The sequence below is a fragment of the Cellulomonas sp. PS-H5 genome, assembly GCF_019265565.1.
In the GTDB taxonomy this organism is placed as follows: domain Bacteria; phylum Actinomycetota; class Actinomycetes; order Actinomycetales; family Cellulomonadaceae; genus Cellulomonas.
The window spans coordinates 1-12865 of record NZ_JAHVCI010000012.1 but is presented as its reverse complement, the minus strand read 5'-3'; the positions used below and the strand labels follow the sequence as shown (position 1 = coordinate 12865).

At 78.1% G+C, this 12865-nt stretch carries 13 protein-coding genes; 10 read left to right on the top strand and 3 right to left on the bottom strand.

The genetic code is table 11. The features are described 5' to 3' along the window. Window positions 1-26 precede the first annotated feature (26 nt). Both J5O08_RS07075 and J5O08_RS21585 read left to right on the top strand, forming a co-directional pair. The gene (locus J5O08_RS07075; protein ID WP_308281447.1) at window positions 27-569 is read left to right on the top strand and encodes a PAS domain-containing protein; all 543 of its coding nucleotides are present in this window, start codon (window positions 27-29) and stop codon (window positions 567-569) included. Next, window positions 566-1597, top strand: coding sequence for a methyl-accepting chemotaxis protein (locus tag J5O08_RS21585; protein WP_218706184.1), 1032 nt, complete (start codon window positions 566-568; stop codon window positions 1595-1597). Before J5O08_RS07075 ends, J5O08_RS21585 begins: the two co-directional genes overlap by 4 nt. Before the next feature lie 174 nt (window positions 1598-1771). Here the strand turns inward: J5O08_RS21585 and J5O08_RS07065 are convergent, their stop codons facing one another. Further along, on the bottom strand, window positions 1772-2695 hold the full coding sequence (locus J5O08_RS07065) for a hypothetical protein (RefSeq protein ID WP_218706183.1): 924 nt from the start codon (window positions 2693-2695) through the stop codon (window positions 1772-1774). Between the two features lie 4 nt (window positions 2696-2699). Next, window positions 2700-3650 (bottom strand): 2,3,4,5-tetrahydropyridine-2,6-dicarboxylate N-succinyltransferase, encoded by a 951-nt coding sequence (gene dapD, locus J5O08_RS07060; protein WP_218706182.1) that lies wholly within the window; start codon window positions 3648-3650, stop codon window positions 2700-2702. A 59-nt stretch (window positions 3651-3709) separates the two neighbouring features. On the opposite strand from dapD, the gene dapE reads away from it, so the two are divergent. The 6 genes from dapE to J5O08_RS07030 all read left to right on the top strand — a co-directional run bounded on the left by dapE (window position 3710) and on the right by J5O08_RS07030 (window position 9957). Then, window positions 3710-4816, top strand: coding sequence for a succinyl-diaminopimelate desuccinylase (gene dapE, locus J5O08_RS07055; RefSeq protein ID WP_218706181.1), 1107 nt, complete (start codon window positions 3710-3712; stop codon window positions 4814-4816). An 81-nt stretch (window positions 4817-4897) separates the two neighbouring features. Beyond that, on the top strand, window positions 4898-5749 hold the full coding sequence (locus tag J5O08_RS07050) for a TIGR00730 family Rossman fold protein (protein ID WP_218706180.1): 852 nt from the start codon (window positions 4898-4900) through the stop codon (window positions 5747-5749). Beyond that, entirely contained in the window at window positions 5739-6683 is a 945-nt protein-coding gene (folP, locus tag J5O08_RS07045; RefSeq protein ID WP_218706178.1) for a dihydropteroate synthase, read from the top strand. The genes J5O08_RS07050 and folP overlap by 11 nt, the downstream gene beginning before the upstream one ends. After that, window positions 6680-7936: a hypothetical protein gene (locus J5O08_RS07040; RefSeq protein ID WP_218706177.1), complete on the top strand. Its 1257-nt coding sequence runs from the start codon at window positions 6680-6682 to the stop codon at window positions 7934-7936. Before folP ends, J5O08_RS07040 begins: the two co-directional genes overlap by 4 nt. Before the next feature lie 217 nt (window positions 7937-8153). Further along, a complete protein-coding gene (locus tag J5O08_RS07035) occupies window positions 8154-8321 on the top strand; it encodes a DUF3117 domain-containing protein (RefSeq protein ID WP_082812748.1) in 168 nt (55 codons plus the stop codon). A 22-nt stretch (window positions 8322-8343) separates the two neighbouring features. Continuing rightward, complete coding sequence (locus J5O08_RS07030) at window positions 8344-9957, top strand: leucyl aminopeptidase family protein (RefSeq protein WP_308281446.1); 1614 nt, start codon at window positions 8344-8346, stop codon at window positions 9955-9957. Window positions 9958-10041: 84 nt separating this feature from the next. Here the strand turns inward: J5O08_RS07030 and J5O08_RS07025 are convergent, their stop codons facing one another. Further along, complete coding sequence (locus J5O08_RS07025; RefSeq protein WP_147795860.1) at window positions 10042-10674, bottom strand: O-methyltransferase; 633 nt, start codon at window positions 10672-10674, stop codon at window positions 10042-10044. 300 nt (window positions 10675-10974) lie between these two features. On the opposite strand from J5O08_RS07025, the gene sigE reads away from it, so the two are divergent. Both sigE and J5O08_RS07015 read left to right on the top strand, forming a co-directional pair. Further along, window positions 10975-11583, top strand: a complete 609-nt coding sequence (gene sigE, locus J5O08_RS07020) for an RNA polymerase sigma factor SigE (protein ID WP_217615015.1) — start codon at window positions 10975-10977, stop codon at window positions 11581-11583. Beyond that, window positions 11580-12698 carry a zf-HC2 domain-containing protein gene (locus tag J5O08_RS07015; protein ID WP_218706176.1) on the top strand — a complete coding sequence of 373 codons (1119 nt, stop codon included), beginning with the start codon at window positions 11580-11582 and terminating at the stop codon, window positions 12696-12698. Before sigE ends, J5O08_RS07015 begins: the two co-directional genes overlap by 4 nt. Window positions 12699-12865 lie beyond the last annotated feature (167 nt).

Below are 12865 nucleotides of genomic sequence, written 5' to 3'. Positions count from 1 at the left end.
CAGGACCCGTGCGGGGGCGACGCGGGGTGCGGCCGACCGGTGTCGAGCGGGCCTTCGGGCCCGAGGAGATCATCGTCTCCAAGACCGACCCCAAGGGGGTCGTCACCTACGCGAACGACGTGTTCGTGCGCGTGAGCGGGTACGCCGAGGACGAGATCGTCGGCGCCCCGCACAGCCTCATCCGGCACCCGGCGATGCCGCGCGCGGTGTTCCGGCTCATGTGGGACGTCATCCCCACGGGCCAGGAGCTGTTCGCGTACGTGCTGAACCTGGCGGCGGACGGCGGGCACTACTGGGTGCTGGCGCACGTCACCGCGTCGCGCGGCCCCGGCGGGCGGGTGGTCGGTTACCACTCGAACCGCCGGTGGGTGCCGCCGGCCACGCAGCGCACTGTCGGCGACCTGTACGCCCGGATCCGGGCCGCGGAGGACGCCGAGACGGGGACGCCCGCCGCGCTCGCCGCCGGCGCCGCCGCGCTGGACGCCGCCCTTGCCGAGGCCGGGGTCACGTACGACGAGTGGGTGTGGTCGCTGGCCGGCCGGGACGACGCCGACGGGGGTGCCGCGTGAGCGCGACGACGACGAGGGCGCTGCCGGGCGCGCCGGGCGCACCGGCCGCACCGGGCGCGCGGGTGCGTCCGGAGGTGCCGCCGGCGACCGCGACCCGGGGGCGGCGGTGGTCCCGGTCGCCCCGGAGCGCCGGGACGGGTGCCGCGCCCGACGACGGCACGACCGTCGCGCTGGCGGCGATCGCCGCGTTCTGCGAGCGGATCGCGGCCGGCGACCTCGAGGGGCGGCTGCCCGCGCTCGGGGACGACCCCGACGTGCAGCGCGCCCGGGCGTCGCTCAACCGGCTCGCGGACCTCGTCGACGCCTACGTCCGCGAGTCCCAGGCGTCGCTGACCGCCGCGGGCGAGGGCCGGTTCCACCGCCGGTTCCTGCGCCGGGGCATGCCGGGGGCGTTCCGGGAGGGCGCCGCGCGGATCGACGGGGCGCGCTCCGGGCTGGAGAGCGCCGCGTCCCGCACCGCCCGGGACCAGGCCGAGCGGGCCGACCTCGCCGAGCGGATGGTCGCGGTCGCGGAGCGGGTCGCCGGGAGCGCGCAGCGGCTCGCGACCTCGGCCGCGGCGCTGGCGGCGGCGGCCGAGCAGGCCACGGCGGCCGCGCAGGACTCCCGCGCGACCGTCCGCGAGCTCGCCGACACCTCCGGGCAGATCGACGAGGCCGCCGGGCTGGTCAAGGCGATCGCCAGCCGGACCCGGCTGCTCGCGCTCAACGCGACGATCGAGGCCGCGCGGGCGGGGGAGGCCGGGCGCGGGTTCGCCGTCGTGGCCGAGGAGGTCCGGGCGCTCGCCGACGACTCCGCGGGACGGTCCGACGACATCGCGCGGCAGGTGGCCGAGGCGCAGGCCGTGGCCGAGCAGGCCGGGCGCGCGATCGGCCGGATCGACGAGATCGTCGCGGGCATGTCCGGCCAGGTCGACGCGGTCGCGGCCGCCGCGGGCGGCGGCTCGGCCGCGGGCGCCGACGTGGAGGGCCTGGCGGAGCTCGCGGAGCGCCTCCGCGAGGAGATCACGGCCTTCGCGTCCCTGCGCTGACCCGCCCCGCCCACCCCGCGCCCGCCCACCCCGCGCACCCCGCGCCCGCACCGCCCGCCGAGATAGGACCTCCGCGCCGAGATAGGACCGTCCAGGGTCCTATCTCGGCGGGCAGGTCCTATCTCGGCGAGAGGGGAGCGAGAGGGGAGCGAGAGCGCGAGGGCGGGCCGGCCCTCAGGGCGCCGGGGCCAGGGTCAGCGCGACCGTGCCCTCCGGGACGGCGGCCGCGTCGGCTGCCGCGCCGCCCGCGGTCCAGCCCTCGCCGCCGCGGTCCCACCGGGCGTCGCCGACCTCGACCGCGTCGAGCGCCAGCGGCTCCGCCACGGCCACCGCCCACTGCGCGACCGCCCAGGACGCGCGCGCCGGGTCGCCGCCGGTCGCGGCGGTCAGCCCGGCGACGTCGAGCAGCACGACCGGCCCCGCCGACCCGTCGGCCGCGCCGTCGAGGGCCGCGGACACCGCCCCGCCGAAGTCCCGCTGCGCCCGCGCGGCCACGGCGTCGACGCTGCCCGGCCCGGCCGCGGGGTCGAGGTCGCAGTCGAGCGCCGCGGGCGTCCAGCCGGTCAGCGCGGAGGCCCACGCGCGGGACCGGCCCTCGTGCTGGGCGTAGGCGTCCGGGAACCCCGAACGCTGCACCGCCTGGGCGGCCTCGGTCACGGGCAGCTCGGTGTACCCGGGCACGTCGACCAGGCCGTCGTAGAACTTCCCGGTCGAGTACACCGGGTCCATGATCTGCTCGACGGTGCCCCAGCCCTGCGAGGGGCGCTGCTGGAACAGCCCGATCGAGTCCCGGTCGCCGTAGTCGATGTTGATCAGCCGGGACTCCTGGAGCGCGGTCGCGAGCCCGATGGTCGCGGCGCGCGCGGGGAGCCCGCGCTGCGCGGCGGTCGCGGCGATCAGGGCGGCGTTGTCGGCCTGGTCCGCGGACAGCCCCCACGCCGTGCCGTCGACGGTCGCGGTGCACCGCCGTGACGCGGGTGCGGGCGACGTGCCACCGAGCGCCCACACGACGGCGCCGACCGCCCCGGCCAGCAGCGCGACCGCGGCCAGCGCCGCGCAGCCGAGCCGCGAGGCCGTGCTGCTGCGGCGGCGGGACACGGCGTCAGTTCGCGTGCAGCGCGGCGTTGAGCGTGATGCCCGTGCCGGTGCGGGCGACCGCCTCGACGCCGCCGGTGAGCGAGTTGCGCCGGAACAGCACGCCGTCGGAGCCGGACAGCTCGCGCGCCTTGACGACGCGCGGGGCGCCGTCCTCGCCGGCCTGGCCGACCAGGGTCACCTTGGTGCCGGCGGTCAGGTACAGGCCCGCCTCGACGACGCAGTCGTCGCCGAGCGAGACGCCGAGGCCGGCGTTCGCGCCGAGCAGGGAGCGCTCGCCGATCGACACCCGCTCGCGGCCGCCGCCCGAGAGCGTCCCCATGATGGACGCGCCGCCGCCGATGTCGCTGCCCTCGCCGACGACGACGCCCTGCGAGATGCGGCCCTCGACCATCGACGTGCCGAGCGTGCCCGCGTTGAAGTTCACGAAGCCCTCGTGCATGACCGTGGTGCCGGACGCGAGGTGCGCGCCGAGCCGGACCCGGTCGGCGTCCGCGATCCGCACGCCCTCGGGGAGGACGTAGTCGACCATGCGCGGGAACTTGTCGACCCCGAGCACGGTGACGGGGCGGCCCGTGGCGGCGCGCAGCCGGGCGCGGGTCAGCTCGAAGCCGTCGACCGCGCACGGGCCGTGGTCGGTCCACACGACGTTCGGCAGCACGCCGAAGATGCCGTCCAGGTTGAGCGTGTTCGGCGCCGCGAGCCGGTGGGACAGCAGGTGCAGCCGCAGGTACGCGTCGGCGGTGTCGACGGGCTCGGCGTCCAGGTCGACGACCGTGAGGACCGTCTCGGTGCGCACGCCGCGCGCCGGGTCCGTCGTCACCAGGGCCGCGAGCTCCTCGGGGCACTCCGCGGCGGCGGGCACGTCGCCCAGCGCGGGCTGCGGGTACCAGGCGTCCAGCGTGGCGGAGTCGGTGACGGTGGCCAGGCCCCATGCCCAGGCGGTGCGGTCGGTCATGGCGTCCAGCCTAGGGGCCGTCGGCGAGGGGGTGGTCGTCCGCGGGTAGGGTCGCGGGCGTGACGACGACCACCACCCCGCTGGACCTGACCGCCGACCTCACGACGCTCACCGCCGCGGTCTGCGACCTCGCCTCCGTGAGCGGCGCCGAGGCGGCGCTGGCCGACGCGGTCGAGGCCGCGCTGCGCGGGTACCCGCACCTCGAGGTGCTGCGCGACGGGGACGCGGTGGTCGCGCGCACGCACCTCGGCCGGGCGTCCCGGGTCGTGGTCGCCGGGCACATCGACACCGTGCCCGTCACCACGGACCCCGCCAACCTGCCGACCCGGCTCGAGGGCGCGGGCGCCGACGCGGTGCTCTGGGGCCGCGGCACGGTCGACATGAAGGGCGGCGTCGCCGTCCAGCTGGCGCTCGCGGCCGCGCTGACCGAGCCGACCCGCGACGTCACCTGGGTGTTCTACGACCACGAGGAGGTCGAGGCCTCGCTCAACGGCCTGGGCCGGATCGCCCGCGAGCACCCGGACTGGCTGGCGGCCGACTTCGCCGTGCTCTGCGAGCCGACGGACGCGGGCCTGGAGGGCGGCTGCAACGGCACGCTGCGCGCCGAGGTCCGGGTGCCGGGCGTGGCGGCGCACTCCGCGCGGGCCTGGACCGGTGTCAACGCGATCCACGGGGCCGCCCCGGTCATCGCGGCGCTCGCGGCGTACGAGCCCGCGTCCGTCGAGGTCGACGGCCTGGTGTACCGCGAGGGGCTCAACGCGGTGCTCATCAGCGGCGGCGTCGCGACCAACGTCGTGCCGGACCGCTGCGTGGTCACGGTGAACTACCGGTTCGTCCCGTCCCGCTCCGTCGAGGAGGCGGAGGCGCACGTGCGCGATCTCTTCGACGGCTACGAGGTCGTCGTCACCGACTCGGCCGCCGGCGCCCGCCCCGGGCTGGACGACCCCGCCGCGGCCGAGTTCGCCGCCGCGGTGCTGGGCGTCACCGGCGGCGCGCCCGCCCCCAAGTACGGCTGGACGGACGTCGCGCGGTTCTCCGCGCTCGGCGTGCCCGCGGTGAACTTCGGCCCGGGCGACCCGCTGCTGGCGCACAAGGACGACGAGCGGCTCCCGGTCGCGCAGCTCGACCTGTGCCACGACGCGCTCCGGGCCTGGCTGACGGCCTGACCCGACCCGTCACGCGGGGTTCACCCGGGCGCCGCCGGGGGCGCCGGTGCGTGCACCGCCGCGGACCGTAGAGTCGGGGCCATGAGCGACGACGGCGTTCCCGTGCCGGGTTCGGGGTACCGCAAGGGCCCCGTGCTGCTGCGACGCGGGCAGATCCCCACCACCACGTCCGACCAGCGGCTGCTGTCCGGCGGCGACGGCGCCGACTGGCTGCACGGCGACCCGTGGCGCGTGATGCGGATCCAGAGCGAGTTCGTGGAGGGCTTCGGCGCGCTCGCCGAGCTGGGCCCCGCGGTCAGCGTGTTCGGCTCCGCCCGGACGCTGCCCGAGCACCCGGACTTCGCGCTCGGCGAGGAGGTCGGCCGGCTGCTGGCCGAGGCCGGCTACGCGGTCATCACCGGCGGCGGCCCCGGCATCATGTCGGCCGCGAACAAGGGCGCGTCCGAGGCGGGCGGCCTGTCGGTCGGCCTCGGCATCGAGCTGCCGTTCGAGCAGGGCATGAACCCGTGGGTCGACCTCGGGGTCAACTTCCGGTACTTCTTCGCCCGCAAGACGATGTTCGTGAAGTACGCCGAGGGCTTCATCGTGCTGCCGGGCGGCTTCGGCACGTTCGACGAGCTGTTCGAGGCGCTGACCCTGGTGCAGACGCACAAGGTCACGGAGTTCCCGATCGTCCTGGTCGGCACCGACTACTGGCAGGGGCTGCTCGACTGGCTGCGCGGCCCGGTGCTGGAGCGCGGCATGATCCGCGAGGCCGACCTGGAGCTGATCCGGCTGGTGGACGACCCGCGGGAGGCCGTGCGGATCGTGCGCGACCGCGGGGCGGAGCTGCGCGCCGCCGAGCGCGCGGCGGCCGCCGAGGCCGAGCGCGCGCAGGAGGAGGCCGAGGCGGAGGTGGCGGACGAGGCGGAGGACGCCGCGGGTGGGCGCTGAGCCCGCCGAGCCCGCGGGCGTCCCGGCGCCGGGCGCGCCGCTGCTGCTGCGCGGCCGCTGGTTCGGCCCCGGCCGCCCGGTCGTCATGGCGGTGGTGAACCGCACCCCCGACTCGTTCTACGCCGCCGCCCGGTACGACGACGCCGGCGCCGACGCGGCGGTCGCGCGCGCCGAGGAGGAGGGCGCCGACCTGGTCGACCTGGGCGGCGTCCGCGCGGGCCGGGGGCCGGCCGTCGACGTGGCCGAGGAGATCGCCCGGGTCGTCCCGCTCGTCGAGCGCGTGCGCCGCCGGCACCCGGACCTGCTGGTCAGCGTCGACACGTGGCGGGCCGAGGTCGCGCGCGCCGCCGCGGACGCGGGCGCCGACCTGCTCAACGACACCTGGGCCGGGCACGACCCGGCGCTGGTCGAGGTCGCCGCCGAGCGCGGGCTGGGCGTGGTCTGCTCGCACACCGGCGGGCTGCCGCCGCGGACCGACCCGCTGCGGGTGTCCTACCCGCTGCCGGACGACGCGCCCGCCGACGCCGACCCGCGGGACGGGGTGCTGCTCGACGTGCTGGCGACGCTGCGGGCGGCGGCCGCGCGGGCGGTCGACCTCGGCGTCCACCCCGCGAGCGTGCTGGTGGACCCGACGCACGACTTCGGCAAGAGCACCTGGCACTCGCTGCACCTGGTCCGGCGCACCGCCGCGCTCACCGCGCTCGGGCACCCGGTGCTCGTCGCCCTGTCCCGCAAGGACTTCGTGGGGGAGACGCTGGACCTGCCCCCCGCGGACCGGCTCGAGGGCACGCTCGCGGCGACGTCGCTCGCGGCGTGGCTCGGCGCCCGGGTGTTCCGCGCGCACGACGTCCGGGCGACCCGGCGGACGGTCGACATGGTGGCGGCCCTCCGCGGCGACGCGCCCCCGGCGCGGGCCATGCGGGGCCTCGCGTGACGGCGGGGCAGGGGAGCGCCGCCGCCCAGGACGCCGCCCCGGCGCGCCGCGCCCTCGACCCCCGCACCTGGCCGTGGTGGGCGCAGGCGCTCGCCGTGTACGCGGCGGCCCGCGCCTTCTCGGCCGTCGTCCTGCTGGTCGTCGCCACCCGGCAGGTGGCCAGCGGCTGGACCGGCGCGTCCCCGGGGTACGCCGACTACACGGGCCTCATGTGGGACGCGACCTGGTACCGGACGATCGCGGAGGGCGGCTACCCGGCGCAGCTGCCCGTCGGGGCCGACGGCGTGGTGCAGCAGAACGCGTGGGCGTTCTTCCCGCTCTACCCGCTCCTGGTGCGCGCGCTGATGACGGTCACGGGGGGCTCCTGGGCCGTGGTCGCGCCCACCGTGTCGCTGCTGGCCGGCGCCGGCGCCGTGCTGCTCGTGCACCGCGTGGTCGTCCGCGGGGCGCCGCGCGCCGTGGCCGCGCGACCGGGGCTGCCGCTCGCGACGGTGCTGCTGGTCAGCGTGTTCCCCACGTCCGTCGTGCTGCAGGTCGGGTACACGGAGTCGCTCGCGCTGCTGCTGGTCGCCGTGTCGCTGCTGGCGGTCGTCACCCGGCGGTACGGCTGGGCGTGCGCCGCGGTGCTCGCGCTCGGGTTCACCCGCGCGGTCGCGCTGCCGATGGCGGTGGTCGTCGCCGTGCACGCGCTGGTGCGCTGGCGGGAGTGGCGTGCCGCCGGCGAGCGCCCGCGCGGCCGGGACCTGGCCGGGATCGGCGCGGTCGGGCTCGCCGCGGTGGTGTCCGGGTTCGCGTGGCTCGCGATCTGCGGCTGGGTCACGGGCGTGCCCGACGCCTACCTGCAGACCCAGGAGGCCTGGCGCGGCGCGGCCACCACCGCGCCGTTCGCGGGCTGGTCCTACGTGCCGGCGTTCTGGTTCGGCGACGCGTGGCCGCTGGTGGTGCTCGCCGCCGGGGTGTTCGTGGTCGCGTGCCTCGTCACGCCCTCGGCGTGGCGGCTGGGTCGCGAGCTGCACGCCTGGTCGGCGGCCTACCTGCTCTACCTCGCCGCCGCCGTGGAGCCGGGCAGCAGCCTGGCGCGGTTCCTGCTGCTGGCGTTCCCGCTCGGCGCCGCGACCGCGGGGCTCGTCACCCGCCCGCGGGCGGCGCGGTGGGCGTGGACCGGCGCGGTGGTGGTGCTCATGCTCGTGCTCCAGGTGGTCTGGGTGTGGCACATCTGGCGGTTCGTGCCGCCGGCCGGCTGGCCGCCGTGACGGCCGGCGGACCGCGCCCGGCGGCCGCCACAGGGGCCTGACGAGGGGGTTGGCGCACCCGCCGCGCGTGGACGGCCCCGCCTTGTCGCCCCGGTGAACTAGACTGAGGCCTGGACATCCGGGAGCCGGAGGCCCGCTCCTGCCCGTCCCGCCCCCCGCGGACGCGGAGGGACCGGGCGCCCGGACGCCCAGCTGACGACGCGAAGGAGAGCCCCGCATGGCCGCGATGAAGCCGAGGACTGGTGACGGTCCGCTCGAGGTGACCAAGGAGGGCCGCGGCATCGTCATGCGGGTCCCGCTCGAGGGCGGTGGCCGACTCGTCGTCGAGCTCAACGCGACCGAGGCGCAGGAGCTGGGCGAGGCCCTGACCTCCGTCGTCTCCTGACCGCGCGGGACCCCCTTCCGACGTGGCTCGCTCCCTGACCCCTCCCGCCGTGCGCATCGGCCGCGCGGTCCCGGCGGTCGGCCTCGCGGCCGGCTCGCTGGCGACCTCGGGGCTGCTGCTCGAGGCCGGCGTCGACGCGGTGGCCGTCCCGGTCGCCCCGGCGGCGCCGGACGACACCGACCTCCAGCCGCGCCGCGGCGCCGCCGACGCGGCGGCGCGGTACGGCATCGACCTGGCCGAGCTCGCGGAGCGGGCCGGGCTGACCGGCACCGCCGGCGAGGCGTGGACGCTGCTGCTCCCGCGCCCCGTCGGCAGCGCCACGGGCGACCTGCCCTGGGCGGGCCTGCCCCGGCGGCTGGTGCTGGTCGGCGTCGGCGACGGCACCCCGGACGAGCTCCGGCGTGCCGGGGCCGCGCTGGCCCGCGCCACCCGCGGCCTGCGCCGGGTGCTGACCACCGTCGCCACCGAGCCCGGCGCCGACGGCCCCCCGGCCGTGCGCGCGTTCGCGGAGGGCTACCTGCTCGCCGCCTACCGCGTGCAGCGGATCGGCGCGCCCGCGTCCCCGAAGGAGGCGCCGGCGGAGGAGCTCGTCGTCGTCGGCCGCGAGGGCGTCCGCGTGCAGGCCGCGCTCGACGAGGCCGTGCGCGGCGCGACGGCCACCTGGCTCGTGCGCGACCTCGCCAACACCCCGTCGAGCACCAAGGACCCGGCCTGGGTCGCCGACCGGGCGTCCGAGCTGGCGCGCGCCGCCGGCCTGCGGGTCGAGGTCCTCGGCCCGCGCGAGCTCGAGGCCCAGGGCTTCGGCGGCATCCTCGCCGTCGGCCGCGGCTCGGCGTCGACCCCGCGGCTGGTGACCGTCACCTACGACCCGGCCAGGCCGGCGGGCGGCCCCGCGCGCCGCGCGCAGCACGTCGTCGTGGTCGGCAAGGGCATCACCTACGACACGGGCGGCCTGTCCATCAAGCCGCGCGAGGCGATGGTGCCGATGAAGACCGACATGGCCGGCGCCGCGGTGGCGCTGGCGACCGTGCTCGGCGCGGCCGCCGCCGAGCTGCCGCACCGGGTCACCGCTGTGCTGCCGCTCGCGGAGAACCACTTCGGGGCCGCCTCGTACCGGCCGGGCGACGTCCTGCGGATGTGGGGCGGGCGCACGGTCGAGATCGCGAACACCGACGCCGAGGGCCGCCTGGTGCTCGGCGACGCGCTGGCCTGGGCCGACGCGACGCTCGACCCGGACGTGCTCGTGGACGTCGCGACGCTCACCGGCGCGGCGAGCCTGGGCCTCGGCAAGCAGCACGGCGCCCTGTACGCGACCGACGCGCGGCTGACCGCCGCGCTCGAGGCGGCCGGGGCCGAGTCGGGCGAGCCGGTCTGGCCGATGCCGCTCGTCGAGGACTACGCCGACGCCGTGCGCTCCACCGTCGCCGACCTGCGGCACGTCCCGCAGGACGCGAAGTACGGCGGCGGCTCGATCACGGCGGCGCTGTTCCTGCGCGAGTTCGTGGGCGCCCGGACCTGGGCGCACCTCGACATCGCGGGGCCGGCGCGGTCGACGGCCGACAAGCACGAGGTCACCGAGGGCGCGACCGGGTTCGGCGCGCGCCTGCTGCTGCGCTGGCTCGCGGCGCTGCGCTGACCCGGCACGAGACGCGGACGGCCGCCGACCCCGTGGGGTCGGCGGCCGTCGTCGTCCAGGGGCCGGGAGCCCGGGCCGGTGGCGTCAGCGGCGGACGGCCACGAGCAGGCCGTCGCCCACCGGGAGCATCGCCGGCATGAGCCGGTCGTCCTCGCGGACCAGCCGCCCGGTCTCGCGCACCAGCGTCGTCGCCTCGTCCCGGCGCGCGGGGTCGGCGACCCGGTCGTGCCACAGCGCGTCGTCGACCGCCAGGACCCCGCCGGGCCGGAGCAGCCGCACGGCGCGCTCGACGTAGGCGGGGTAGCTCTCGATGTCGGCGTCCACGAACACCAGGTCGTACGCGCCGTCGGTCAGCCGCGGCAGCACGTCGAGCGCGCGGCCCGAGATCGTGCGGGTGCGTGCGGCGCGGACGCCCTCCTCGGCGAACGCCTGCTTGGCCGCGCGCTGGTGCTCCACCTCGACGTCGATGGTGGTGAGCACGCCGTCGGACGGCATCCCGCGGAGCAGGTGCAGCCCGCTGACGCCGGCGCCCGTGCCGACCTCGACCACCGCCCGTGCCCGCGAGGCCGCGGCGAGCACGGTGAGCGCGGCGCCGGTGCCGGGCTGCACCGGCGTGCAGCCGAGCTCGCCGGCGCGGTCCCGCGCGCGCAGCAGGGTGTCGTCCTCGGGGACGAAGCCCTCGGCGTAGACCCAGCTCGCGGCCTTGTCGGTGGCGATGGTGTCCTCCTGGTCTCCGGGTCGTGCGGGGGAGTCGTGCGCGGCTCGCGCGGCGGCCGGTGCGCGGACGTGCGCGGGCGCTGGCCAGCCTAGTGCGCGGTGGGGGCCGCGGCGGCGCGGCGCCCCGGGCGGCCGGGCGGGCTCGCCGACGTCACCCGCTCGCGCGGGAACCGGGCGGGACGTGTGCGCGTTGTGCGAGGACAGGGGTGGACCGGGTTCGCACCCGGCCCCGCGTCCTGGGACACTGGGTCCCTGGGACCTCGTGCCGCACCCGCGGCCCCCGACGCAAGAAGGACGTGGATGGCGACCTCGTTGCCCGATCCGGACTGGCAGCCCCCGACCTGGGAGGCGATCGTCCGGGAGCACTCCGCGCGCGTGTACCGCCTCGCCTACCGGCTGACCGGCAACCGGCACGACGCCGAGGACCTCACGCAGGAGGTGTTCGTCCGCGTCTTCCGGTCGCTGTCCACGTACACCCCCGGCACGTTCGAGGGCTGGCTGCACCGGATCACGACCAACCTGTTCCTCGACGGGGCCCGCCGCCGCCAGCGCATCCGCATGGACGCGATGGGCGAGGACGGCGACCGCTACCCGGCCACCGACGCCGGGCCCGAGCGCGCCTTCGAGCACGACAACCTCGACGTCGACATCCAGCGCGCCCTCGACGAGCTGCCCCCCGAGTACCGCGCCGCCGTCGTGCTGTGCGACATCGAGGGGCTGTCCTACGAGGAGATCGCGGTGACGCTGGGCATCAAGCTCGGCACCGTGCGCTCGCGCATCCACCGGGCGCGGGCGCGGCTGCGCGTGGCGCTCGAGCACCGCGCGCCGGCCTCCGTGCGCGCCGCCGCGGCCCAGGAGCCCGCGGGCGACCGCTCGTCCGAGGTGACGGCCCCGGCGGGTGCCCGGTGAACGGGCACCTCGGCGACCGGGTCAGCGCCCTCGTCGACGGCCAGCTCGGGCCCGCCGCCGCGGAGCGGGCGCTGGCGCACGTCGCCGGGTGCCCGCGGTGCGCGGCCGACCTCGCCGCGGCGCGGGCCGCCCGGCGGGTGCTCTCCGACTGCGACGACGTCCGCCCCGCCGGCGACCTGACGGCCCGGCTGCTCGCGCTGGGCGGCGCGCCCGTGCCCACGGGCGTGGACGCGGGGGCCCGCGCCGCGGCGCGCCCGATGGACCCGTTCGTCCCGCCGTCGGCCGTGCGCAGCGCCGCGGCCTTCACGGGAGCGCCTCCCACGGCCGGCTCCGGCATCGGGGGGCTGCTCGGCCGCGGCCCGTTCGGCGAGGGCGTCCTGGGCTCGCGCTCGGTCCTGGGCGGCTCCGTCCTGGGCTCGCGACGCCTGCTCGGTGACCGGCCCGTCGTCGGGAGCGCGCCGGGTGCCACCGCCGCCGCCACCCGCCGCGGCCTGCGCGCCGCCGTCGGCTCGATCACCGGCCTCGGCGTCGTCGCCGTCGGGCTGTTCCTCCTGGGCGACCGCCCGACGGTCGCCCCGGTCACGGAGTCCGCCGAGGCCCTGCAGCTGCTCGGCGACGCGAGCACCGTCGCCGTCCCGGTCGTCGCCGGCGCCGGGGGCGGTTCCACGTCCGGCCCCGCCGCGGGCGCGTCGACGCAGGACTACCTGGACTGGATGCGGGCCGAGGGCTGGACCTGCCCCGAGCAGGTCCCCGACGGCTGGGCCGTGACCGCCGTGCACCTGCGCGACGAGGGCAGCACCCTCGAGGTCGACCTGTCCGGGCCGACCGGGGACGTCGTGGTCACCGAGCAGCACGGCCGGCTCGACGTGTCGGCGCTCACCGCCGCCGAGCCCGTCGACGTCGAGGGCCGCACCGTCTACCTGCTGTCCGCCGAGCCGTGGCACGCCGCCTGGCAGTCGGGGGACACCGTGGTCGAGGTCGTGTCGTCCCGCACCGGGCCGGGCGGCGCCGCCGCCGTGGTCGCGCAGTTCCCCGAGGGCCAGTTCGACGCGGGGCTCAGCGCCCGCCTGACCCGCGGGTGGGACACGTTCGCCGCCGCGGTGCACCTGCCGTGACCGGACCCGACGAGCGCGCCGGGGACGGGGCGGGGGACGGGACCGCCGGGCAGCGCGGGACGGGCGAGCGCCCCGGGGCTGCCGACGAGCGCCCCGGGCCCGCGCCGGTCGACCCGTTCGCGCCGCCGCCGTCCGCCCCGCGGGGCTGGGCGCCGCCGCCCGCCTGG

Coding starts and splice junctions, on each gene's coding strand:
- dapD (WP_218706182.1), bottom strand. CDS start 3,650: ATGACCGACCGCACCGCCTGGGCATGGGGCCTGGCCACCGTCACCGAC.
- J5O08_RS07050 (WP_218706180.1), top strand. CDS start 4,898: ATGAGCGACGACGGCGTTCCCGTGCCGGGTTCGGGGTACCGCAAGGGC.
- J5O08_RS07035 (WP_082812748.1), top strand. CDS start 8,154: ATGGCCGCGATGAAGCCGAGGACTGGTGACGGTCCGCTCGAGGTGACC.
- sigE (WP_217615015.1), top strand. CDS start 10,975: ATGGCGACCTCGTTGCCCGATCCGGACTGGCAGCCCCCGACCTGGGAG.